Here is a 24,826-nt window from a genome sequence, read left to right as displayed (position 1 = left end):
TTCAAAGAGGGTATGTTAATGCTAATCTCATAAGAATTTAACGGCTGTAATCATATATATGACTACTATTGGAGTGGAATTTCATAAATCAATTTTTAATGTGAAAAATAATTTTAGATATTTTCTATCTCTTTTTAATTTGGTATGAATTATTGAGCTTGTGCTTTAGATTTAAAGCAAAAAAAGAGCAAAGATTACCTATTTCAGACAATCCTTTGCTCTCGGTTATCGTAATATGGGTCCCCTGGGAGTCGAACCCAGATTTTAAGAACCGGAATCTTACGTGCGATCCATTACACTAAGGACCCGTACAACTGTAACAGTATAACAAAAAATAATAATAAATAAAAATTATTTCACTCTTCTTAGGATATTTTTAAAATAGCACATCTTTTTCTTGAATTACTAAAAATACCTTGTTATACTAACAGTGTCGATTGGGAAATGTATGAATTGAAGAATCGTACGTTTCTCTTATATTTTTAAGTAATCTGGGACAGAAAGTGACACAGGGGTGGTCAATATACGTCCCAGGGAAAGGAGGGAACGATGGATTCGGACTTTTCTTTGCTCGAAGCGCTCGTTCCCGACGTCTTAAAGATCCTTCGACAAAGGTATCTTGTCCTTGAGCAAATTGCTTTGCATGCTCCGATAGGTCGTCGAAGTGTTGCTCAGCATTTAGGACTTTCAGAAAGAAACATTAGAACTGAAACTGAATATTTAAGTCAATTAGGATTAATTGAAATTAAAAGTTTTGGCATGTTTTTAACTGAAAAGGGCGAGAAGACATTAAAAGATGCAGGTCTGTTGATTGATCGTCTCTTTAATGCTCGTGAAACTGAAGTAGAGTTAGCTAAAAAACTTGGAATTGAAAGAACATTAATAGTTCCAGGAAATGCTGATTTGCAGGACCGAGTTTATGAGGAAATGGGAGAGAAATTAAGTTCAGCTTTGAATTTACTCTTGCCATTAGGTCATTCAATAGTTACAATTCTAGGTGGAGCTTCTTTAGCAAAATCTGCTAAATATTTATCTCCAGATCTTGGCAATAATCGCCAATTAGAATTTGTTCCTGGTCGAGGAGCTCTGGGCGAAAATGTAGAGACGCAAAGTAATACAATCGTTCAAGAGATGGCGGCTAAAACTTCAGGTACTTATAAAACTTTGTATTTACCTGAACAAGTTTCAGCTGATGCGTATAAGTCACTTATACGGGAACCTTCGATTGTGGACGTTCTGCAAGATATTTCACAAAGCGATGCTGTAATTCATGGAATTGGGTTAGCTCAAGAAATGGCACAGCGTAGAGGTTATGATTCAATTAAACTTTCAGAGCTTCGTGAAAAGAAAGCCGTCACCGAATGTTTTGGGTGTTTCTTCGATGAAAATGGTAAGGTTGTTGACCGTATCACCCAGGTTGGATTACAGTTTGACAATCTATATAAAATACCCCACATATTTGCCTTTGCTTGCGGTGCTAAAAAAGCTAAAGCAATTAAAGCATATATGCCCAATGCACCTCATCAAACCTGGTTAATTACTGATGAAGGGGCCTCAAATATGATTTTAAAGGGGAAATGAAATCCCGTTTAAAATAAATTGTTGTTTATAGTTCTTAAGGAGGACTTTAGGTTATGACAGTTAAAATTGGTATTAACGGTTTCGGCCGTATTGGTCGTTTAGCATTCCGTCGTATTATGGACTTGGGCGAAAAGTCAAAGGATATCGAAGTTGTTGCAATTAACGACTTGACTACTCCAGCACTTTTGGCACACTTACTTAAGTATGACTCAACTCATGGTACTTTCGACCACGAAGTTTCTTCAACTGAAGATTCAATCGTAGTTGACGGTAAGAAGTACCGTGTTTACGCTGAACCACAAGCACAAAACATTCCATGGGTTAAAAACGACGGTGTTGACTTCGTTCTTGAATGTACTGGTTTCTACACTAGCAAGGCTAAGTCACAAGCTCACCTTGACGCAGGTGTTAAGCGTGTATTGATCTCAGCACCAGCAGGTAACGACTTGAAGACTATCGTTTACTCAGTAAACCAAGATACTTTGACTGCTGACGACAAGATCGTTTCAGCTGGTTCATGTACTACTAACTCATTGGCACCAATGGTTAACGCTTTACAAAAGGAATTCGGTATTGAAGTTGGTACTATGACTACTATCCACGCATACACTTCAACTCAAATGATCTTGGATGGTCCTGTACGTGGTGGTAACTTACGTGCTGCTCGTGCTGCTGCTATCAACATTATTCCTCACTCAACTGGTGCTGCTAAGGCTATCGGCCTTGTTATTCCAGAATTGAACGGTAAGTTGAACGGTCACGCACAACGTGTTCCAGTTCCAGATGGTTCAGTAACTGAATTAGTATCAATCTTGGGCAAGAACGTTACTGCTGATGAAGTTAACGAAGCTATGAAGAAGTACGAAAGTCCTTCATTTGAATATGAACCAAACAATGTTGTTTCAAGCGACATTTTAGGCAGAACTGCTGGTTCAATCTTTGACCCAACTCAAACTATGGTAACTACTGCAGGTGACAAGCAATTAGTTAAGACTGTTGCTTGGTACGACAATGAATACTCATTCACTTGCCAAATGGTTCGTACTTTGTTACACTTTGCTACTCTTTAATCATTAATTTTAATTAACTGATTATAGTTAAGTGGTAATCGAGAAGGCGGAGGGAGATTCTTCCTTCCGCCTTTTTTTGAAGAAAAAATAAATATTTTTTGAGGAGAATATTAATGGCTAAATTAATCATTTCAGACCTCGACGTTAAAGGTAAAAAAGTTTTAGTACGTGTAGACTTTAATGTTCCTATTAAAGATGGCGTTATTGGTGATGATAACCGTATCGTTGCTGCACTTCCTACTATTAAGTACATTATTGAACATGGTGGTAAGGCAATTTTGCTTAGCCACTTAGGTCGTGTAAAGTCAGATGCTGATAAGAAGGAATTGTCATTGAAGCCAGTTGCTGAACGTTTAAGCGAACTTCTTGACAAGCCTGTAACTTTTGTACCATCAAACGAAGGTAAAGAAGTTGAAGAAGCAATCGACAACATGAAAGACGGAGATGTTGTTGTTCTTGAAAACACTAGATTCCAAGATATCGACAACGATTTCGGTAAGCGTGAATCAGGTAACGATCCAAAACTTGGCGAATACTGGGCAAGTCTTGGCGATATCTTTGTAAACGATGCTTTCGGTACTGCACACAGAAGTCACGCTTCAAACGTTGGTATTGCAACCGCTATGAAGGAAAATGGTAAGCCTGCTGCAGCTGGTTACTTACTTGAAAAGGAAATTAAGTACTTAGGTGACGCCGTTGATAATCCTGTACACCCATTTGTTACTATTTTGGGTGGTGCTAAGGTTTCAGACAAGATCGGTGTTATCGAAAACTTGATTCCTAAGTCAGATCACATCTTAATTGGTGGTGGTATGGCTTACACATTCTTAGCTGCTCAAGGTCACAAGATTGGTAAATCATTATTTGAAGCTGATAAGGTTGATCTTGCTAAGGAATTGCTTGAAAAGGCTGGCGACAAGATCGTTCTTCCAGTTGACAACGTAGCTGCAACTGAATTCTCAAACGATGCTTCACGTGAAGTTGTTGGTGACGACATTCCTGATAATATGATGGGTCTTGACATTGGTCCTAAGACTATTGCTAAGTTTAAGGACATCTTAAAGGATGCTAAGACTGTTGTTTGGAATGGACCAATGGGTGCTTTCGAAATGCCTAACTTTGCTGAAGGTACTTTAGAAGTAGGTCGTGCTTTGGCAAACCTTACTGACGCAACTACTATTATCGGTGGTGGTGACTCAACTGCTGCTGCTAAGCAATTGGGTATCGCACCTAAGATTAGCCACATTTCAACTGGTGGTGGTGCTTCACTTAACTACCTTGAAGGTAAAGTATTGCCAGGTATCGCTTGCGTTTCAGACAAGTAATTTAAGTTAAGGAGATAATAGACTAATGAGTCGTACACCAATTATTGCTGGTAACTGGAAATTACACATGAACCCAGAACAAACTACTGAGTTTGTTGACGCTGTTAAGGGTAAGTTGCCAGATCCAAGTAAGGTTGAATCACTTATTTGTGCACCTGCAGTTGACCTTGACGCTTTGAGAAAAGCAGCTGAAGGTTCAAACTTACATATCGGTGCAGAAAACTGCTACTTTGAAGATGAAGGTGCCTACACTGGTGAAACTTCACCTAAGGTCCTTAAAGAAATGGGTATTGACTACGTAATTATTGGTCACTCAGAACGTCGTGGTTACTTCCACGAAACTGATGAAGATATTAACAAGAAAGCTAAGGCTATTTTTGCTAATGGTATGAAGCCAATTATTTGCTGTGGTGAATCACTTGAAACTCGTGAAGCTAACAAGCAAGAAGATTGGGTAGTTGCCCAAATTAAGGCTGCTTTAGACGGACTTACTGCTGAACAAGTATCTTCACTTGTAATTGCTTATGAACCAATCTGGGCTATTGGTACTGGTAAGACTGCTTCATCAGATCAAGCAGAAGAAATGTGCAAGACTATTCGTGAAACTGTTAAGGACTTGTACAACGAAGAAACTGCAGAAAATGTTCGTATTCAATACGGTGGTTCTGTAAAGCCAGCTAACGTTAAGGAATTAATGTCAAAACCTGATATTGATGGTGGATTAGTTGGTGGTGCTTCACTTGATCCTGAATCATTCTTAGCTTTGGTAAACTACCAAGACTAATTGAAAAAAGCTCTTGCAGATGCAAGAGCTTTTTTATATATTTTAAAATAACGGCTTTAATTTACAAAATGAACTGGTAGAATTGACGTATAGATGGTTTTGAATCAAAAAATAACATTTGGGCCTTGAGTTTTTTTGGCAAAAAAGTATAATAGGTACTGGAGGCTAAGTATACGATTTAACCTCCAATATTCAGTCTCTGCCTAATAATTCCTTATTACTTAGTAAATACAAACCTTATGGCAGAAGATACATCTATATCTATATCACTTTCTAAGGAAGTAGTTATGAAAATTTTCATAACTACTTTTTTGTGTTTAATTAGGATTTACTCCAAACTTGTTGCCAATAGGTGGAAAAATTGGCAATTTTAAAGGAGTTACATGCCACTGAGTAAATAATACAGAGCTTAAAAGAATAAATGGGATATCTTCGGGCTTACTAATATCACATACCAAAACCACACCATGATCACCCATCATAGTTTTTACACTGGCTACATTTTTAATTCCGGATCTAAAGGTATAGGTACCATGTTTAATACTACCTGTAACAATATATTTTAATTTGGTTATATAAAATATATTGGTATTAGGTGTGTTTAATTTTTTTACACCTACTAGAGAATGATTTACGACGTCGATAGTAAAAGAAGCAATGAGTCCTGCTCCATCAGAAAACAAACGTCCAATTTCTTCTTTATTAGTGTTATCTAGATACAAAGTATGATTTGGATTATCGAGATTGCCTTGTATGATAAATTGAATTTGTCCGTCTTCACCAATAACAGGGATTTGACCATAATCTTTATCTTGATTGAGTTCTAGCCAAAAAATCATACTTTTACACCTCTAATTTTGCTTATTTTCTTTAATAAATTGATTAAGGATATGAGCAACACCGTCGTCATTATTTTTCTTAGTAACAATTTGAGCTAATTTTTTTATTGCTGGAATTGCATTTCCCATTGCTACACCAACGCCTGCTTCTTTGATCATACTTTCATCATTTAAATTATCGCCAATTGCTGCTATTTCTGATTGTTTAATTCCTTTTAATTTGGCATAATCTAGCAATGCATTACCTTTGGTAGCTTTTGCTGTGTTAATTTCAATGTTAGATGATGAACTGGAAGTAACCACTAAGTTCCCCATAGCATTAATATCTTTTTTAACATCGTCAAAAGCTTCATGACCACGAGAATCAAAAGCCAAAATTTTCATTACTTCAATATTAGGATCCTGAAGTAGTTCTTTAAAACTTCTAACTTGCTGCATATTCATAATTGATTTGTTACCTGCAGAAATGGCAACAGCTTGTTTAAATTCAAGTAATGGATTTAAATCTACCATTAAATGAGCCACATTTGAAATACGATTATTCAAATTCTCACTGTATACTTGGGATGCAGTAACGATTTCAAAATAGAATCCTTCTTGATGGAGTAGATCAACTATTTTCCGAGCAATAGGAGTAGGGATGCTATGTTTTACTAGTAGAGTACCCCGTTTGTTAAAAACAAGAGCGCCATTTAGATTAATAAAACCGGTGTGTAAGTCTGCATCTTTAAGGATAGAGCGTGATTCACGTGGAGCACGTCCGGTAGCAATTAAAAATTCAATGCCATTTTCTTGTGCATTTTTCACAGCTTGAGCATTCACTTTAGAAACTGTCATTTCAGAATTAAAAAGTGTACCATCAAGATCACAGGCGACTAATTTGATCATAATTTTCCTCCCAATTACTGTTAAATTAATGATACCATAAAGAAGATTAGAAAAGAGGGTGTAAGACTTGGCGAAAGAATTAATCGGTAATGATTGGGATCAAATATTAAATCCGATCTTTACAAGTGATAAATATCACGAACTTCATAATTTTTTAAAAAAAGAATATTCAACAAGGCAAATTTATCCGGATATGTATCATATTTTTACTGCTTTTAAACTAACGCCATTTAATAAAACAAAGGTAGTAATTTTAGGACAAGATCCATATCATAATCCCGGGCAAGCTAATGGTATGAGTTTCTCTGTTATGCCAGGTGCTCAATTACCGCCGTCACTTAGAAATATTTATAAAGAGCTTTATGATGATGTGGGAGCTATCCCAGTAAATCATGGCTATCTGAAGAAATGGGCTGATCAAGGTGTATTATTACTAAATGCAGTATTAACGGTTCCATATGGTCATGCAAATGGACATCAAGGCAAGGGTTGGGAAGACGTAACCGATGCGGCAATTAAAGCGCTTAGTAAGCGAGGCAAGGTAGTCTTTATTTTATGGGGACGATTTGCTCAGAATAAAATTCCATTAATTGATCAAAGCAAGAACTTTATTATAAAATCATCTCATCCGAGTCCTTTTTCAGCCGATCGTGGATTTTTTGGTTCAAGACCATTTTCTCGTTGCAATACGGCATTAATTAATTTTGGCGAGACTCCAATTGATTGGCAACTTCCAGAAAAGGTAAGTAAATCTGATTTAATATAAGAGGTATATAAATGAGCGTATTTTCATTATTCAAAGAACAAGTTGAACAAGCTGATGAAAAGAAAAAAATTATTTTCCCAGAAAGTAATGATCTTAGAATCTTAACTGCAGTTTCCAATTTAAATAAGGACAATATTATCGATCCAATTTTGATTGGTAAAAGAGAAGATATTGAAAAATTGGCTGCAGAAAATAATTTAGATCTTGATGGTGTAAAGATTTATGATCAAAATAATTATGCTGGTTTAGATGAAATGGCTGAAGCATTTGTTAAAGCTAGAAAAAAGGATACTAGTATTGCCGAAGCAAAGGCTAAGCTAGCAAAAGGTAATTACTTTGGTACTATGCTAGTAAAGATGGGAAAAGCTGATGGAATGGTATCAGGTGCTGCGCATTCAACTGCTAATACTGTTTTACCTGCTTTACAATTAATTCATGCTGCTAAGGGGATGCATCGCGTATCGGGTGCTTTCGTAATGGAAAAAGGCGATGAAAGATATATTTTTGCTGATTGTGCTATTAATATTGATCCAGATGAAGAAACTTTGGCAGAAATTGGTTATCAATCCGCTCAAACTGCTAAAATGGCAGGAATCGATCCTAAGGTTGCATTTTTAAGCTTTTCAACTAAAGGGTCAGCTGAAGGTCCTATGGTAAATAAAGTTCATGACGCTGCTGCAATGTTCCAAAAAGATCATCCAGAAATCCCTGCAGATGGTGAATTACAATTTGATGCTGCATTTGTTCCATCAGTTGGTGAAAAAAAAGCACCAGGCTCTAAGGTGGCAGGACATGCTAATGTATTTGTATTCCCAGAACTTCAATCTGGAAATATCGCTTATAAGATGGTGCAACGACTTGGTAACTTTACTGCAGTAGGTCCTATTTTACAAGGTCTAGCTGCTCCAGTTAATGACTTATCACGTGGTTGTAGTGAACAAGATATTTACGATTTGGCTATCGTTACTGCTGCACAAGCTTTGGCAAAGGATGAAAAGTAATGACTAAATTAGAGATTAATTCTGCTGAAGATATGCAAAAATTAGGAGCATCTTTGGCAAAAACTGCTGAACCACACGACCTACTGTTGTTAAACGGTGATTTAGGTGCTGGTAAAACTACTATGACTCAAGGATTAGGGCGTGAACTGGGAATTCATAGACCAGTAAAAAGTCCAACATTTACAATTGTCCGGGAGTATCGTGAAGCAAAAATGCCTCTATTTCATATGGATTTTTATCGATTAGAAGATAATGATCTATCTTCAATCGACTTGGAGGGATATTTAGCTGAACCAGGTTTGGTAGTAATTGAATGGCCACAACTTGTAATGGATGATTTGCCTGATAAATATCTTCAATTAACGATTACCCGAGTTGATGATAGTTGGGATTCAACTAAGCGATTAATTAAATTTGATGTACATGGTAAACGTAGCGAAAAATGGCTCGAGGATGCGTTAACAGAATTCAAGAAATAATAAAAACGGGTCTAACTGTGATACATTCCTTGTCTACTTGACAGGAAATGTATCAAACTTTTTTAGACTCGTTTTTATATTTGATAGACTAAATTTTTAATAGCTTCATCACCGAATTGCTTTTCCTGATTAATTAAAATACCAGCACAGGCTTCACTATCGCTTAATGCATTATGATGATGCCATAATTCTACATTGAGAGCATCAGATACTGTATCTAGCTTATGATTAGGTAATTCCGGTTCAAAGAGCTTGCTGGTAGCTAAAGTATCAATAACTAAATAATGAGGTTCTTCAATATTATAGCGCGCTAAACTCTGACGCATTACATTAGTATCAAAGCGGGAATTATGAGCAGCAACTAGCATACCGGGTTGATATAGTCCTTTAATTTTAGGCCAAACTTCTGCCATTGTTGGTGCATTTTTTACATCTTCAGCAGTAATTTGGTGGACTTGAATATTACGGGCATCAAATGGCATTTGTGGATTAATTACTGTATAAAATCGGTCAACAATTTTATTATTTCTCACCATTACTAGTGCAAGTGAACAGGCACTTTCGGGATAATGATTAGCTGTTTCAAAATCCATAGCAATAAAATTCATAAAATTCTCCTTTCAAAGAAGTATAACATTTTTTATGATGAAGCTAAGGCTTTTCTGCGGTAAAATAAAACAAGAAACAATAAGGAGGCAGAGGCGTGGAATTACTTAATTTAAAGAAACAAGGGATTGACATTAAAGAGCAAATTCCATTAAGCAGATATACTTTTACTAAAACAGGTGGGGAAGCTGAATATTTAGCCTTTCCTAAGACTACTGATGAAGTAGAAAAATTAGTAAAGGTGACTCAAGAAAATAAAATTCCATTAACGATTATTGGCAATGCCTCAAATTTAATTATTCGTGACGGCGGAATTGATGGTTTAGTAATTATTTTAACTGAATTAAAAAATATTGAAGTAAACGGTAATGAAGTAACTGCTGATGCAGGTGCTACGATCGTAGATACGGCTTTTACCGCGGCTAACCATGGCCTAAGTGGAATGGAATTTGCTGCAGGCATTCCAGGTAGCATTGGTGGTGGTGTATTTATGAATGCCGGTGCCTACGGTGGTGAAATGCAGGAAGCAGTAAAGAGTGTTAATGTTTTAACACGTGCTGGTGAATATAAAACTTATTCCAATCAAGAAATGGATTTTTCTTATCGTCACTCAATTATTCAAGAAAATGGTGACATTGTTCTTAGTGCAACATTTAGTTTAAAGCCGGGAAATAAGTTACAAATATTAGATCATATGGATTACTTGAATGCATTGCGGCGATATAAGCAGCCGCTTGAATATCCATCATGTGGCAGTGTATTTAAGCGTCCAAAAGGTCATTTTGTTGGACCAATGATTATTAAGGCCGGGCTTCAAGGAAAACAAATTGGTGGCGCTCAAGATTCAACTAAGCACGCTGGATTTATAGTTAATAAAGGTGGAGCTACTGCTACAGATTATTTAGATTTGATCCATCTTATTCAAAAGGTGATTAAAGAAAAATATGATATTGATTTACATACTGAGGTAAGAATCATCGGTAAAGAAAATTAGAAAATGAGAGACAAGCTACAGGCTGCAATGCTTGTAGCTGTTTTTATGGGGATGGATAATGGACATTATAAAATTAAAACATATTACTAAGCGATATGATGATGGTTTCATTGCACTAAAAGATATCAATATAACAATCGAGTCAGGAAAATTCTATTCGCTACTTGGTCCGAGTGGGTCAGGTAAATCCACAATTTTGAGAATAATTGCCGGTTTTACTCAACCAAGTAGTGGACAAGTCTTTTTCGATGGAAAAGATATTACTGATCTTGATGCATCAAAACGCCATATTAACACTGTTTTTCAGAATTATGCACTTTTTCCGCATTTAAATGTTTTTGAAAACGTTGCTTTTGGACTAAAAATCAAGAAAAAACCTCTTAATGAAATTAGGCCAGCAGTTAAAGATGCATTACATATGGTACGTCTTGATGGTTATGCTAATCGCGAGATTTCAGAACTTAGTGGTGGGCAGCAGCAACGTGTAGCAATTGCTCGAGCAATTGTTAATGAGCCTAAAGTACTTTTACTAGATGAATCATTATCTGCACTTGACAAAAGATTACGTAAAGATATGCAATTTGAATTAAGAGCTATCCAAAAAAAGTTGGGAATTACTTTTATTTTTGTTACACATGATCAAGAAGAAGCTCTATCAATGAGTGATGAGATCTTTGTTTTAAATGATGGGCAAATTCAACAAAGTGGTAGTCCTGTAGCAATTTATGATGAGCCGGTCAATGATTTTGTAGCACGTTTTATTGGAGATTCAAATATATTGCCTGGTCGAATGATTAAAGACTATGTAGTAGAGTTTGCTAACAATAAGTTTAGATGTGCGGATGGTGGAATTAAATCAAATGAAAAGGTTGAAGTAGTGATTCGGCCAGAAGATTTAGATATCGTTGCTCCTGAAAAAGGTAAAATTGTAGTAACTGCTCAAACACAATTATTTTTGGGAGATCACTTTGAAATAAAAGCAATTGATGCGAATGAGAATGAATGGTTAATCCACTCAACTAATGGTGTAAAGTTGGGACAAAGAATAGGTCTCTTCTTTGATCCGGAAGATATTCATGTAATGCGTCTTAATGAAAGTCAAAAAGATTTTGATGCCAGAATTGAGAAGTATGAGGGAGACGAAAATGAAGACTAGAAAAGCATTCTTTTTGATCCCTTACTTAATGTGGATCATTTTATTCGTAATTTTACCTATTTTGTTAATTCTATGGTATTCATTTACAGATAGTAATAATGGCTTCACATTGAATAATTATGCGGAATTTTTTAGAAATGGGACCTTTCTTAGAATGATGCTAAACTCCTTTTGGTATGCATTCTTGATTACATTGATTACGTTATTAATTTCTTATCCTGCGGCATATTTTTTAACCAAGATGAAAAATCAGCAGCTATGGTTATTACTAATTATTCTACCTACTTGGATTAATCTCTTGCTTAAAGCATATGCATTTATTGGAATTTTAGGAAATAATGGGCTAGTTAATAAATTTTTACAATTGATTGGAATAGGTCCAGTAAATATTTTATTTACAGATTTTGCATTTATTTTTGTAGCAACTTATATTGAAATTCCGTTTATGATTTTACCTATTTATAATGCTATCAAGGAAATTAATCCAGCAGTTATTCAGGCTTCAGAAGATTTAGGAGCAAGTCGATGGCAAACTTTTCGCTATGTTCTTTGGCCATTATCTAGACCAGGAGTAGAAAGTGGTGTTCAAGCCATTTTTATCCCATCATTATCATTATTTATGTTGACGAGATTAATAGGTGGTAACCGCGTTATTACTTTAGGTACGGCAATCGAAGAGTATTTTATGACAACTATGAACTGGAATATGGGTGCAACTATTGGAGTGGTTTTAATTGTATTAATGATTGTTGTCATGTTGATTACAGGTAAAAGATCTAAAAGAAAGAAGGTAAATCTATGAAAAATAGACATTTAATTGCAAAGATTTATCTTTCTTTGACTTTAGTTTTATTGTATGTTCCGATTTTTTATTTGATTTATTTTTCTTTTTCAAGCGGAAAAAATATGAATAAGTTTGAACATTTTACTTTTGCCCACTATCAGACTCTTTTTCAGGATGATCGCTTACTAGCAATTTTTTTGGAAACTTTGTTATTAGCACTTCTTTCTAGTTTGATAGCGACTATTATTGGGACGTTTGGTGCAATTGCAATTAATGGAATGAGAAGAGAGACACATAAAAAAACTACCTTAGCTTTAAATAATGTTTTGATGGTTTCGCCAGATGTCATCATTGGAGCTAGTTTTTTAATTTTCTTTACAGCACTAGGTATTGGCTTGAATTTTGGATCCGTTTTGCTTAGTCATATCGCATTTTCGATTCCTATTGTTGTTTTAATGGTTTTACCACGCCTCAATGAAATGGATATGTCACTGATTGATGCGGCGCGTGATTTAGGTGCTAATTCGTGGCAAGTATTTAGTGACGTTTTGATACCAACAATTATGCCAGGTATTTTTTCGGGCATGTTTATGGCATTAACATATTCGCTTGATGATTTTGCTGTAACGTTTTTTGTTACTGGAAACGGTTTTTCAACTCTATCCGTAGAAATTTATTCAAGAGCACGGCAAGGAATTGATCTTGAAATTAATGCATTAAGTACTGTGATGTTTTTGTTTGTACTTCTTTTAGTAGGAATATATTATTTTATTACCACTAAAAAGAGTAGGCGAAAGAATCACCGTGTAATTGGAGGATTGGTTAAATGAAAAAAATTGTTATAGCAATTATATCAATTCTCTTGGCTTGTACTGGACTTGCATTTTTGGCTCATCATTTAGATACGTCATCGGTTAAAAAAAGTACACAAAATCTAATTATTTATAATTGGGGAGATTATCTAGATCCGCAATTAATCAAAAAATTTGAGCGACAAACAGGTTACCATATTGTATATGAGACATTTGATTCTAATGAAGCAATGTATACTAAAATCAAACAAGGTGGAACAGCATATGATTTAACAATCCCATCTGAATATATGGTGACTAAAATGCGTAAAGCTCATTTGCTAGAAAAATTGGATAAAGAAAAAATTCCTAATATGAAATATATTGGCAAGACTTTTATGCATAAATCATTTGATCAGGAAAATGATTATTCTGTTCCTTATTTTTGGGGCACACTTGGCATAGTTTATAACGATAAATTTGTCAAACAAGGTGCAATTAAGACTTGGAATGATTTATGGAATAAAAAATATCACCATCAAATTTTACTTGTTGATTCAGCTAGAGATGCTATGGGGATGGCGTTAGTATCATTAGGCTATTCAATGAATACAACGAGCAGCTTGAAATTACAATTGGCTCAAACTAAGTTAGATGGTCTAGGTCCTAATATTAAAGCAATTATTTCTGATGAAATGAAAATGTATATGGTGCAAAATGAAGCTGCAGTTGGTATAACTTGGTCAGGCGAAGCACATGAAATGATGGAAAATAATTCTCATCTTCATTATGTAGTTCCTAAGCAAGGATCAAATTTATGGTTTGATAATTTTGTAGTTCCTAAAACCGCTAAGAATAAAAAAGCAGCATTAAAATTTATTAATTTTATGCTTGAGCCTAAAAATGCAGCACAAAATGCTCAATATGTTGGTTACGCTACGCCTAATATAGCTGCCCAAAAATTGTTGCCCCAGAGAATAAGAAATGATAAGCAATTTTATCCTGATGAAAAAACCTTACAGCATTTACAAGTTTTTAAAGATTTAGGTCCAAAGAAAACGCAAGAATATAATGACTTGTTTTTAGAATTTAAAATGTATGCACGATAAGATTGGTTAGTTATAATAAAAAAGAAAGGAGCACAAATGCATTTTAACGTATCTAATTTTTTTACCTGGAATAATTTGTCGATAGCTTTAGATGTATTAATCATTTGGTATTTAGTTTATCGATTAATCATGCTCATTCGTGGTACTAAAGCAGTACAACTAGCAAAAGGCATCGTCTTTATTTTTATTGTTAGAATTGTTGCTGGTTTACTTCAATTACATGCTGTTACCTATATTGTTGATCAAATTGTATCATGGGCAGTGATTGGAATAATTGTAATTTTCCAACCAGAAATTCGTCGTGGTCTTGAACGATTAGGACGTACACCTATTTTTAGCGGCCGTGGAGAAAGTGAGCATGCTCAGTCCGTAAAAATGGTGAATGAGCTGGATAAAGCAATCCAATATATGTCTAAAAGACGAATAGGGGCTTTGATTACTATTCAACAAGATACAGGTTTAGATGATTATATTGAAACTGGAATTAAGCTAGATGCAGATATTTCCGGTGAGTTACTTATCAATATTTTTATTCCGAATACTCCTTTGCACGATGGTGCAGTTATTATTACTAACAATAGGATTGCAGTAGCTGCAGCATATTTGCCTTTATCTGATAGTAGTATGATTCCTAAGCGATTAGGTACTCGACATCGAGCAGCTGTAGGTATTTCGGAAGTTACTGATGCAATTACAATTGTAGTTTCTGAAGAAACCGGTGGTGTAACTATTACTAGAAATGGTCGCTTTTTATTAGACTTATCTAGAGATGAATATTTGAAGTATTTAAATGCACAATTGGTACCTAAAGAAGAAAAGAAGATTCCTTGGATTCGTCGTGTAATTAACAGGGTTTGGAAATGGGGTGCAGACAAATGAGAGACTTTTGGGATAAACGTTGGTTTATCAAAGTAGTTTCATTGTTGTTTGCTATATTGTTGGTAGTTTATATTGACTCAACGCAAACTGGTTTTGTAACTCAAGGCGAACCTAAAAAAACTAAACAAACTGCTAATGAAACGCAAACTATTAGTGTACCATTGCAAGTTTCAGTTAATACAGATAAATATTATGTAGTTGGCTATCCTGAAAAAGTAAAAATCACATTAGAAGGATCCAGTGCGTTAGTTACTTCCACTGTTAATACGCAAAATTTTCGAGCATACATTGATTTAACACATAGAAGAACTGGTAAACAGACTGTAAAAGTACAAGTTACTGGATTAAATAGTCAATTATCATATACTATTAATCCGGCAACTATTAATGTCGATATTGAACGAAGAAAATCTCGTACCATGCCAGTTCAAATAGAGTATAATAAAAATGTTGTTGCTAATGGATATAATATTGGTAGAGCAAGTGTTGATCCACAAAAGGTAGAAGTCACAGGTGCAAGAGGCGAAGTAGATCAAATAGATCAAATCGTTGCTAAACTTGCCTTACCAAGTGGACTGGATCATACATATGAAAGACAGGTAATGTTGGTAGCTGAAGACAGTAAAGGTCGCCAGTTGAATGTATTGATTAATCCAGCAACAGTTAGAGCTAAACTCCCTATTTCTCTGTCAAAGAAAAAGGTTAAGTTAAATTTGAAACCTGAAAATGAAGATGGAAATAAAGTTTATTCAGTTACCGCGAGAAATGATGAGATAACTTTATATGGGAAGAAATCGGCATTGGCTAAAATTAAACAAATGGATGTTAATGTTGATTTAAAGGGAATTAATACTTCTACGATAAAGAATTATCCGCTAGTTTTACCTAAAGGCGTTGTTAGAACTGATCCTGCGGAAATTCAAATATCCGTTAAAGTAAAAAAAGCAAGCAATTAAAATTTGAAGAACAAGAAAGGTTGTTTATTAAATGTTAAAATATTTTGGAACTGATGGTGTTCGTGGAGTAGCTAATCAAGGTTTAACTCCAGAAATGGCTTTTAAATTAGGCCGTGATGGTGGTTATGTTTTAACTAAGAATAAAAAAGATGGTGAACAAGCTAAGGTCTTAGTTTCACGCGACACCCGTATTTCAGGTCAAATGCTTGAATATGCACTTATCTCAGGTCTTCTTTCCGTTGGTATTGAAGTTCTTGAAGTTGGTGTAATTACCACTCCAGGTCTTTCATACTTAGTTCGTGCTCAAGGTGCAGATGCAGGTATTCAAATCTCAGCTTCACACAATCCAGTAGAGGATAACGGTATTAAGTTCTTTGGTAGCGATGGTTTGAAACTTTCAGATGAAATGGAAGGCGAAATTGAAAAGTTAATTGATGCTGAAGAAGATACTTTACCCCGTCCTTCTGCTGAAGGTCTTGGTACTGTTACTGACTTCCATGAAGGTAGCGCAAAATATTTACAATTTATCGAAAATACTATTCCTGAAGAATTAGATGGTATCAAAGTCGTTATTGATGGCGCTAATGGTGCTTCAAGTGCGCTTATTTCAAGATTATTTGCTGATTGTGGTGTTGACTTTACTACAATTTACACTCATCCTAATGGTTTAAATATTAATGATCACTGTGGTGCTACCCATACCGAAAACTTACAAAAAGAAGTTGTTAAGCAAGGTGCACAACTTGGTTTAGCTTTTGATGGTGATGCTGACCGTTGTATTGCTGTTGACGAAAATGGTAACGAAGTTGATGGTGACCACATTATGTACGTAATCGGTTCATACTTAGCTGAACATGGTCGTCTTAAGAAGGATACTATTGTTACTACTGTAATGAGTAATCTTGGCTTTACAAAGGCTCTTGAAAAAGAGGATCTTAAGAATGTTCGTACTCAAGTAGGTGACCGTTACGTTTCAGAAGAAATGCGTGCACATGGTTACAATTTGGGTGGTGAACAATCAGGTCACGTTATTATGAGCGATTACCATAATACTGGTGATGGTATGCTTACAGGTCTTCACTTGATGTTAGTAATGAAGAAGACTGGTAAATCACTTAGTGAACTTTTGAAGGATTTCAAAGATTACCCACAATGTTTAGTGAATGTTCCAGTTACTGATAAAAAGAGTTGGAAAGAACATCAACCAATTCTTGATGTGATTGCTGAAGTTGAAAAAGATATGGCTGGCAATGGTCGTGTGCTTGTTCGTCCTTCAGGTACACAAGATCTTCTTAGAGTTATGGCAGAAGGTCCAACTCAAGAAGAAACTGATGCATATGTAGATCGCATTGTTAAGGTAGTAGAAAAAGAAATGGGTACTAATAAATAGTTTGTTTATTAGATACCATAAATAAAAAGTCGTGAGTTAACTCACGGCTTTTTGTATAATTAAAGTTGTATGTTTTAATGAGGTCAAGGGGGAATAAAAATGGCAATAAAAATAATCGCAGTCGATTTGGATGGAACTTTATTATCAAGTGGTAATGTTATTTTGCCTGAGACAGAAAGAGTTCTACGTGTTGCATCCGAAAGTGGAATTAAAGTTGTTTTAGCAACGGGAAGACCGCTTTCTGGAGCGTTGCCATTTGCACAACAGTTAGGATTATCTGGAGATGAGCAATACGCTATTGTGTTTAATGGTGCAGTAGTTCAAAGTCTAGATGGTCGTGTTTTAATGAGCCAAGAACTTAATTATCAAGATTTTAATAATATGCTTCGTTTTCAACGTTTGAGTCATGTTGATGTTCACTTTGAAACTACTAAATATTTCTTAACATGTGATCATGATTTATCTGTTCAAATGCAGATTAATGCAGCTTTGACTAATAATATAATTAAGGTTAGAAATCGCAAGGATATTCCCCAAGATTTTACTTTCAATAAAGTTGGTTTTACTTCTATTGAAAGTAGTGATCAAGTTGATAAATTATGGAATAGTTTACCCGCATGGGCATTTGATACATATGATATTGTACGCAGTTTTGATAGTATTATTGAGCTTAACGCATTGGGAGCTTCAAAAGGGAATGCCTTAATGGATTTAGCTTCACGCTTGAAAATTGATCAAAAAGATGTGATGGTCTTTGGTGATCAGGGTAATGATATCTCAATGTTTGAAAATCCTAACTTCAAGAAAATTGCAATGGGCAATGCTATTGAAGCAATTAAAGAAAAAGCAGACTATGTAACTGACGATAATGATCATAATGGTATTGCTAAGGCAATTAAAAAATTTGTATTGTAGGAATATAAAATAATTAAATTAATTGCAGTTGATATGGATGGTACACTTCTTCAATCTAACAATCAGATTGGTGAAGAAACTAGAAAAGCATTAAAAAAAGCAGATAGCTTAGGTATTAAAGTTGTTCCTGCCTCAGGACGACCACTTCCTGGAGTAATTCCATATATGAATGAGCTAGGCATAACAGGTGACAATAATTATGCCGTTTTGTACAATGGGGGCTTAGTTCAATCAATTTCTGGTAGAGTTTTAATAAGTCATCAATTTAATTTCGCAGAATTTGAAAAAATGCTAGAAATTCAAAAACGTAATTCTGGCGTTAATTTGCATTTTATGAAAGAGTATGAGTATTGGACGCTAGATCGAAAGATTTCACTTAAAATGGCAAAAATGTCTTTTGTAAGTGGAGCAACTTTTGTAATCAAAGATTTTAATGAAATTCCTGAAGACTTTAGATTCATTAAGGCAGAATTTACGGGTTCAGTTGCTGCAATGGATAAGCTGCCAGAATACTTTCCAGTTGGTTTTACTGAAGAATACAATGTGGCTAGAAGTGATCCACAAATTTGGGAAATTAATAAAAAAGCAGCATCTAAAAGTAATGGTATCCATGAGTTAGCACAGAAACTCGGAATTAAAGACGATGAAGTAATGATTTTTGGCGATCAGGGTAACGATATGTCTATGTTCGAAAATTTTGATTTTAAAAAAATTGCGATGGGTAATGCTATTGAAGCAATTAAAGAAAAAGCTGATTTTGTGACCAAGACTAATGATGAAGCTGGAATTGCATATGCAATTAATAAATTTGTTTTTTAAGAAGTGATATTTAATGACAAAAAAGAAAAGTCATGTTTTTACAAATTGTTTGCAGTCTGAAAAAAGTAGATAATTTAGAAAGAGTTTTTTTAGATGAATAACATTAAAAAAATAATTTTAAGAGTAGTTCTGGTAATTTGTACGGCAATTTCATTCTTTTTCCTTTTAACTAGTACGATTAGCTTGAAAATTAATGATACTAGGGCAATGGGGAAAGAGGTTATTGAACGAGTTGTTCAAGACACTGATAATCCTAACCTTAAAACAGGAGTCCAATTCCTTGAGGCTTCTGGGTTAGAGCAGACGCTGTTAAACCAGTTACCTAAAAAATATAAAATTGAAATGTCGTATGCTGATTTATATAAGTTATGCGAAAAATATAATGAAAAAGGCAAGATAACTACTAAAGATTTAAAATTAACTAGTAAAACCAAGTTAGAAGAGATTATAAATGAATATATGGTAAAACAGATTAATCATAATTTAAAAGAAAGATCTGATGAAGTATATCATGCAATCACAATCTATGAATATTCTATTTTTATAGTTGCTCTTTTGTTTTTACTTGCAGCAATTTTAATTTTGTTTGGACGAGCCTCAGCAGCAATTCCGCTATTTATAGCAACTATGGGTTCATTTATGGCCTTATGGATTGCAGCCAATGAAGTAATGACGACTTTACAAGATAATGTTTACAGCGGAATTATAGTTACTTTGTCGCAAGGAATATGGATTGGTTTAGGGATCGGTATAATTACTGCGATTATTTGGCCGATGTTGTTAAGGTTAATGAAGGACGTGAAAAATTAAGCAATGAAAAAGTTACTTTTTGTTTGTCATGGTAATATTTGTAGATCACCAATGGCTGAAGCAATTATGCAGTATTTAATTAAAGAAAAAGGATTAGAAGATCAATATGTAGCAGAATCTAAAGCTACAACAAGGGATGCATTAGGAAGTGGGATTGATCCTAGATCTCGGAGAATTTTAGAAGAAAATAAAATACCATATGACCGAGGGCATCGTGCAAGTCAAATGACTGCAGAAGATTATGATAAATACGAATATTTGATTTGTATGGATGAAGAAAATTTTGCTGATATGAATCGAATTACTGGCGGTGATCCTGAGAGAAAAGAACGTAAGATATTAGAATTTGCGGGTTCTTTTAAAGACGTTGATGATCCATGGTATACAAATGATTTTGATACTGCATATAAGGATATTTACCGTGGTTGCCAAGCCTTGGCTGAAAAATTAGCAGAAAACTAAAAGGGATGGAAAATTTTCCATCCTTATTTTTTTGCATTAATTAAGCGAACAATATTTTCAGTAGTACGTTCTACATTTTTAGGTCCATCTTTTAAAGCCTGATTGATATTTTCGGCTTTGTCCAAAATACCGAAAATAGCAGTAAATCCTTCTTTATACAATTGATCGATTCCTTGACCTAAATAGCCAGCAAGTGAGATGACGGGAACATTATATTTTTTAGCTATTTGAGCTACACCATATGGTGTTTTACCAAATTTAGTTTGAAAATCAGTACCGCCTTCGCCTGTAAAAACGTAATCGGCATCTTTAATTTTTTCTTCGAGATGCGTTTCTTGAGCAATTAAGTTAACTCCAGAATGAATTGTGGCATTGGTGAAAGCTAAAAGGCCAGCACCTAAACCACCCGCTGCGCCACTTCCGGGTATTTGGGCTATGTTTTTACCAATAATTTTGCCATAATGGGATAAGTTTTCATCTAATTCTTTAACAGCTGACTGATCTGCACCTTTTTGAGGACCAAAGACATATGAAGCACCATTAGTACCTGTGAGAGGATTAGTAACGTCACTAGCAATTAGAAATTCTGTATTTTTAATTTGAGGATTAATATTGGTTAAATCAATTCTACTGATTCGATTTAACATCCCACCACTTAATTTTTGATTTATTTCATGGTTATTTTGGTCAAAGAATTTGACCCCAATAGCTTGTGCCATGCCGCTACCACCATCATTGGTACTGCTGCCGCCGAGTCCAATAATAATTCTTTTAACATTATGCTTTAAAGCGGCATTGATTAATTCTCCAGTCCCAAAAGTAGTAGTTTTTTTGATGGTTTCAGAGGTCCTTTTTTCTTTAGGTACATATGAAAGACCACTTGCTTCAGCCATTTCGATAATCGCTGTTTGATTATCGCCTAAAATACCATAATGTGCTGTAACTTTATTATTCAATGGACCAGTGACTTCAACTGAATACTTTTTGCCATTAGTTGTATCGATTAGTGAATCAGTAGTACCTTCACCTCCGTCTGCCATTGGAATAGAAAAAATTTGTGCATTAAGGATTACTTTCTGTATACCATTTTTCATTGCTTGGCAAACTTCTTTTGCTGTCATACTTTCTTTGAATGAATCAGGTGCTAAAACAAATTTCATTGTCTTCTCCTTATCTTTCTTTTTCTCTATTTTAAAACATTTTCATTTTTTATAAAACAATTGTTGACACCGCTTTCAAAAATAGCTATTATAATAATTGTAAGTGAGCGGATTACTGATTCGATCAGGTCTTAGCTACTATAGAAATAAAATAGTATACCTTTTAGTATATAATTTTATTCGTAGTAGCTTTTTTGATAGCTCAGATGATTAAATAAGGTGATTCGTGATGAAATTTCTTAAAGCTTTTAATAATAGTGCGGCATTGGTAAGGAATGATGAAGGGCAAGAAGAAGTTGTTCTAGGTAAAGGAATTGGTTTTGGTCTTAAAGAAGGTCAAGATGTTGATGAAAATAAAATTGAACGTTGTTTTGTAACAAGCGATCAATCAGATGAAGTAGCTCAGGTTAAAGAGTTTAAATCACAAACAATTGATGTAACTAATCAGATTGTTAAAATGGTAGAACCGCTTCTACAAACACATTTTACTGATTATCAATTTTTGGCATTGGCTGATCACATTGATTTTGCCGTTACTAGAATTAACGATCATATTGATATTGATCCTGCAAATAATGATTGGGAAGTTAAAAATTTATTCCCTAAAGAATATGCAATTGCGGAAAAAGTTGTCGCGTTAATCAATCGAGAGTTACAGGTAATATTACCAAAAAGTGAAACAACTTTTATGACTTATCACTTGGTAAATGCAGCTTCCGATGATGCGCAAGTTCAAGAAACTATTCAAATTACTAATTTGATCAGTGGAATTATTAGTATTATTCAATTTCAATATAAAATAACTCTAGATACTACTTCTTTTAACTATAGTCGTTTTATTACTCATTTGCGTATTTTATTAGTAAGGCTGCTTCGTAAAGAAATAAAGGAAAATCAAAAGCTAGATCCTTCATTATTATCATTTATGAAGATCAAATACAATAAAGCTTATGACACAGCAGAACGAATCGCTACTTACTTACATTCAAAGATGAACTGGACATTAGATTCAGACGATAAATTTTATTTGGTGTTGCATATCTTTAGAGTAACATCAAGACAAGAAAAATAATATCTATTAACTTAGGTATGTTACTAAGAGAATTAGGCATGAACCCGAGTTACTGAAAGACGTTGAGCACTTTTGTGTTCTCTAGTTTTTGAGTAGCTTGGGTTTTTATTTTGAGGAGGATATCATGGCTAAGAACTATGATCAATTAGCTAAAACCATCATCAAAGATGTTGGTGGCAAAGATAATGTTAATAGCGTTGTGCACTGTGCTACACGTTTGCGTTTCAAGTTGAAAGATGAAAAAAAGGCTGACGATGATGCCTTAAAAAATACAGACGGTGTTGTTACAGTAGTTAAGGCTGGTGGACAATATCAAGTTGTTATCGGAAACGAGGTTGCCGATGTATATGATGCAGTCTTAAAAGAAGGCGGCTTCTCAGGCGGTGGCGAAGTTCCTGATGACTATAGTGAAGATGATAATTCAAGTTTTGTCGATAAAGCCGTCGCCTTAATTTCAGGTATTTTTACCGATATTTTAGCTCCGCTTAGTGCTGGAGGTATCATCAAAGGTTTAGTTGTTTTAGCTGCAGCTATGGGTTGGCTTTCAACTTCATCTGGTGCATATCAAATTTTATATGCAATTGGTGATAGCATTTTTTACTTCTTACCAATTTTCTTGGGAGTAACGGCTGCCAGAAGATTCCACATGAATCAATTTATTGGTTTAGCAATCGGTGCTACATTGACATACCCAACAATGGTGCAATTAGCTGCAAGTAAGACTGTTTTAGGAACACTTTTTGCTGGTACACCATTTGCTTCACAGATTCATACGACTTTCTTTGGTATTCCAGTAATTACAATGAATTATACTTCAACTGTTTTGCCAGTTTTATTCGCAGTTTGGTTTGCTTCAATTATTGAACATTGGTCTAAGAAGTGGATTCCAAGCGTAGTTCAAATGTTTTTGGTACCTGTAGTTACTATGATTATAACTTTGCCAATTGCCTTTATTGTAATCGGTCCTGTAATGACCTGGGTTGGGAATGCAATTGGTGCTGTAATGTCAGGTATTTACCACTTTAGTCCAATTATTGCCGGTCTACTTTTAGGTGGACTTTGGCAAGTATTGGTTATCTTCGGTGTTCACTGGGGGATCGTTGCCGTAACTACAGCCGATTTAGCTGCTCTTGGTTATGATCCAATTTTAGGTATGACTTGCATGGTCTGCTACGCACAAATCGGGGTTGTTTTAGCTATTATTAAACAAACCAAAGATAAGAAACTTAAAGAAAACGCTACTGGTGCATTCTTCTCAGGACTCTTTGGTGTAACTGAACCAGCTATTTATGGTATTACTTTGCCAAGAAAACGTCCATTTGTTTTAAGTTGTATTGCTGGTGCTGTTTCAGGTGCGATTATCGGTGCCTTCCATTCAGTTTTATACATTTTACCTTCAATGGGTTTCTTTGCAATTCCTGCCTACATTAACCCTAAAGGGGGTTCAATGACTCAAATTATCGGCGTAATTATTGCCGGAGTAGTTGCTTTTATAGTTGGTTTTGCTTTACAAATGCTCTTTGGTAAAAAGTCAGTAGATGCAAAATATGATAAAAAGCAAACTGAAAAAGTAGAAGTAAATGAAACTTTACAAACGACTCCAGATGTTGCTACTGCTACATTGGCTAGCCCAGAAAATGGTCAAATTATGCCACTTTCAGAAGTTAAAGATGACGTATTTTCAAGTGGTGCAATGGGTAAGGGAATTGCTATTGAACCAAGTGATGGGGTTCTTCATGCACCTGCAGATGGTAAGATCATTATGACCTTTAAGACTGGTCATGCAATTGGTATGAAAACTAAGAACGGTGCAGAAATTTTAATGCATATTGGTATGGATACTGTTAATCTTCAAGGTAAAGGTTTTGATACTTTGGTAGAAAAAGATCAAAAAGTTAAAGCTGGCGATCCATTAATTAAGTTTGATATTGATTTAATTAAAAAGGCTGGTTACCCTGTAACCACACCTATGGTAGTAACTAATTCACAAGACTTTGATGATATTAAACAGATTGTTAAAGGTGAAGTAAAGGTAGGACAAGCTGTACTCGAACTTGAAGCTCCTGAGGCAAAGGATGTAACTACATCAGTTAATGGACAAGTGCAATTAAATTAATAAGTTTTTGCAAAAGTAATCGCTTTCAGATAATATAAGTATTAAGTGATAAATAGATAAAATATAGAAAAGAG

The 24,826-nt window shown here is 34.8% G+C and carries 25 protein-coding genes and 1 tRNA gene; 21 read left to right on the top strand and 5 right to left on the bottom strand.

Annotation, left to right across the window (positions count from 1 at the left end; translation table 11 throughout):
- Window positions 1–236: 236 nt before the first annotated feature.
- A tRNA-Arg gene (locus tag SO785_RS05160) sits at window positions 237–308 on the bottom strand.
- Between the two features lie 241 nt (window positions 309–549).
- On the opposite strand from SO785_RS05160, the gene SO785_RS05155 reads away from it, so the two are divergent.
- From SO785_RS05155 to tpiA, 4 genes are all read left to right on the top strand, one after another.
- The gene (locus tag SO785_RS05155) at window positions 550–1,581 is read left to right on the top strand and encodes a sugar-binding transcriptional regulator (protein ID WP_003546600.1); all 1,032 of its coding nucleotides are present in this window, start codon (window positions 550–552) and stop codon (window positions 1,579–1,581) included.
- A gap of 53 nt (window positions 1,582–1,634) precedes the next feature.
- Entirely contained in the window at window positions 1,635–2,651 is a 1,017-nt protein-coding gene (gene gap, locus SO785_RS05150; protein WP_003546601.1) for a type I glyceraldehyde-3-phosphate dehydrogenase, read from the top strand.
- Between the two features lie 113 nt (window positions 2,652–2,764).
- On the top strand, window positions 2,765–3,976 hold the full coding sequence (locus SO785_RS05145) for a phosphoglycerate kinase (protein ID WP_003546602.1): 1,212 nt from the start codon (window positions 2,765–2,767) through the stop codon (window positions 3,974–3,976).
- Window positions 3,977–4,001: 25 nt separating this feature from the next.
- Entirely contained in the window at window positions 4,002–4,760 is a 759-nt protein-coding gene (gene tpiA / locus SO785_RS05140; protein WP_003546605.1) for a triose-phosphate isomerase, read from the top strand.
- Window positions 4,761–5,077: 317 nt separating this feature from the next.
- Here the strand turns inward: tpiA and SO785_RS05135 are convergent, their stop codons facing one another.
- On the bottom strand, window positions 5,078–5,599 hold the full coding sequence (locus SO785_RS05135; protein WP_011254226.1) for an LURP-one-related/scramblase family protein: 522 nt from the start codon (window positions 5,597–5,599) through the stop codon (window positions 5,078–5,080).
- Window positions 5,600–5,611: 12 nt separating this feature from the next.
- Complete coding sequence (locus SO785_RS05130) at window positions 5,612–6,487, bottom strand: Cof-type HAD-IIB family hydrolase (protein WP_003546611.1); 876 nt, start codon at window positions 6,485–6,487, stop codon at window positions 5,612–5,614.
- A gap of 67 nt (window positions 6,488–6,554) precedes the next feature.
- Here SO785_RS05130 and SO785_RS05125 point away from each other — a divergent pair, with 67 nt between their 5' ends.
- Genes SO785_RS05125 through tsaE form a run of 3 tightly spaced genes read left to right on the top strand, consistent with a single transcriptional unit; the run spans window position 6,555 to window position 8,733 of the window.
- Window positions 6,555–7,253: a uracil-DNA glycosylase gene (locus SO785_RS05125; protein WP_003546612.1), complete on the top strand. Its 699-nt coding sequence runs from the start codon at window positions 6,555–6,557 to the stop codon at window positions 7,251–7,253.
- 11 nt (window positions 7,254–7,264) lie between these two features.
- Window positions 7,265–8,254, top strand: a complete 990-nt coding sequence (pta, locus tag SO785_RS05120; protein ID WP_011254227.1) for a phosphate acetyltransferase — start codon at window positions 7,265–7,267, stop codon at window positions 8,252–8,254.
- A complete protein-coding gene (gene tsaE, locus SO785_RS05115; RefSeq protein ID WP_003546616.1) occupies window positions 8,254–8,733 on the top strand; it encodes a tRNA (adenosine(37)-N6)-threonylcarbamoyltransferase complex ATPase subunit type 1 TsaE in 480 nt (159 codons plus the stop codon). The genes pta and tsaE overlap by 1 nt, the downstream gene beginning before the upstream one ends.
- Before the next feature lie 74 nt (window positions 8,734–8,807).
- On the opposite strand, the gene SO785_RS05110 is transcribed toward tsaE, so the two are convergent.
- Window positions 8,808–9,341 (bottom strand): 3'-5' exonuclease, encoded by a 534-nt coding sequence (locus tag SO785_RS05110; protein ID WP_003546623.1) that lies wholly within the window; start codon window positions 9,339–9,341, stop codon window positions 8,808–8,810.
- A gap of 95 nt (window positions 9,342–9,436) precedes the next feature.
- On the opposite strand from SO785_RS05110, the gene murB reads away from it, so the two are divergent.
- The 12 genes from murB (at window position 9,437) to SO785_RS05050 (ending at window position 20,404) form a co-directional block, all read left to right on the top strand.
- On the top strand, window positions 9,437–10,333 hold the full coding sequence (gene murB, locus SO785_RS05105; RefSeq protein WP_003546624.1) for a UDP-N-acetylmuramate dehydrogenase: 897 nt from the start codon (window positions 9,437–9,439) through the stop codon (window positions 10,331–10,333).
- Window positions 10,334–10,391: 58 nt separating this feature from the next.
- Complete coding sequence (locus SO785_RS05100) at window positions 10,392–11,489, top strand: ABC transporter ATP-binding protein (RefSeq protein ID WP_003546625.1); 1,098 nt, start codon at window positions 10,392–10,394, stop codon at window positions 11,487–11,489.
- Window positions 11,479–12,291: an ABC transporter permease gene (locus tag SO785_RS05095; protein WP_003546626.1), complete on the top strand. Its 813-nt coding sequence runs from the start codon at window positions 11,479–11,481 to the stop codon at window positions 12,289–12,291. The genes SO785_RS05100 and SO785_RS05095 overlap by 11 nt, the downstream gene beginning before the upstream one ends.
- Window positions 12,288–13,103 (top strand): ABC transporter permease, encoded by an 816-nt coding sequence (locus SO785_RS05090; RefSeq protein WP_011254228.1) that lies wholly within the window; start codon window positions 12,288–12,290, stop codon window positions 13,101–13,103. Before SO785_RS05095 ends, SO785_RS05090 begins: the two co-directional genes overlap by 4 nt.
- Window positions 13,100–14,173, top strand: coding sequence for an ABC transporter substrate-binding protein (locus SO785_RS05085; protein WP_003546630.1), 1,074 nt, complete (start codon window positions 13,100–13,102; stop codon window positions 14,171–14,173). The genes SO785_RS05090 and SO785_RS05085 overlap by 4 nt, the downstream gene beginning before the upstream one ends.
- A gap of 36 nt (window positions 14,174–14,209) precedes the next feature.
- On the top strand, window positions 14,210–15,052 hold the full coding sequence (cdaA, locus tag SO785_RS05080) for a diadenylate cyclase CdaA (protein ID WP_011254229.1): 843 nt from the start codon (window positions 14,210–14,212) through the stop codon (window positions 15,050–15,052).
- The gene (locus SO785_RS05075; protein ID WP_003546633.1) at window positions 15,049–16,008 is read left to right on the top strand and encodes a CdaR family protein; all 960 of its coding nucleotides are present in this window, start codon (window positions 15,049–15,051) and stop codon (window positions 16,006–16,008) included. The genes cdaA and SO785_RS05075 overlap by 4 nt, the downstream gene beginning before the upstream one ends.
- 31 nt (window positions 16,009–16,039) lie before the next feature.
- Complete coding sequence (glmM, locus tag SO785_RS05070) at window positions 16,040–17,398, top strand: phosphoglucosamine mutase (protein ID WP_003546635.1); 1,359 nt, start codon at window positions 16,040–16,042, stop codon at window positions 17,396–17,398.
- 99 nt (window positions 17,399–17,497) lie between these two features.
- Window positions 17,498–18,313, top strand: coding sequence for a Cof-type HAD-IIB family hydrolase (locus SO785_RS05065; protein ID WP_003546636.1), 816 nt, complete (start codon window positions 17,498–17,500; stop codon window positions 18,311–18,313).
- 9 nt (window positions 18,314–18,322) lie between these two features.
- Window positions 18,323–19,132: a Cof-type HAD-IIB family hydrolase gene (locus SO785_RS05060; RefSeq protein WP_025079773.1), complete on the top strand. Its 810-nt coding sequence runs from the start codon at window positions 18,323–18,325 to the stop codon at window positions 19,130–19,132.
- 93 nt (window positions 19,133–19,225) lie between these two features.
- Window positions 19,226–19,942, top strand: a complete 717-nt coding sequence (locus tag SO785_RS05055) for a hypothetical protein (protein ID WP_003546642.1) — start codon at window positions 19,226–19,228, stop codon at window positions 19,940–19,942.
- A gap of 3 nt (window positions 19,943–19,945) precedes the next feature.
- Window positions 19,946–20,404: a low molecular weight protein-tyrosine-phosphatase gene (locus SO785_RS05050; RefSeq protein ID WP_003546643.1), complete on the top strand. Its 459-nt coding sequence runs from the start codon at window positions 19,946–19,948 to the stop codon at window positions 20,402–20,404.
- Window positions 20,405–20,427: 23 nt separating this feature from the next.
- On the opposite strand, the gene SO785_RS05045 is transcribed toward SO785_RS05050, so the two are convergent.
- Complete coding sequence (locus SO785_RS05045) at window positions 20,428–21,564, bottom strand: glycerate kinase family protein (RefSeq protein WP_003546645.1); 1,137 nt, start codon at window positions 21,562–21,564, stop codon at window positions 20,428–20,430.
- A 229-nt stretch (window positions 21,565–21,793) separates the two neighbouring features.
- Here SO785_RS05045 and SO785_RS05040 point away from each other — a divergent pair, with 229 nt between their 5' ends.
- Together SO785_RS05040 and SO785_RS05035 are read left to right on the top strand one after the other, a co-directional pair.
- On the top strand, window positions 21,794–22,636 hold the full coding sequence (locus SO785_RS05040) for a PRD domain-containing protein (RefSeq protein ID WP_003546647.1): 843 nt from the start codon (window positions 21,794–21,796) through the stop codon (window positions 22,634–22,636).
- 124 nt (window positions 22,637–22,760) lie between these two features.
- Window positions 22,761–24,752: a beta-glucoside-specific PTS transporter subunit IIABC gene (locus tag SO785_RS05035; RefSeq protein WP_003546650.1), complete on the top strand. Its 1,992-nt coding sequence runs from the start codon at window positions 22,761–22,763 to the stop codon at window positions 24,750–24,752.
- Window positions 24,753–24,826 lie beyond the last annotated feature (74 nt).

The sequence above is a fragment of the Lactobacillus acidophilus genome, from assembly GCF_034298135.1.
GTDB classification, from domain to species: domain Bacteria; phylum Bacillota; class Bacilli; order Lactobacillales; family Lactobacillaceae; genus Lactobacillus; species Lactobacillus acidophilus.
Note: the sequence above shows the minus strand (reverse complement) of the source record. Positions and strands in the feature narration are given on the sequence as shown.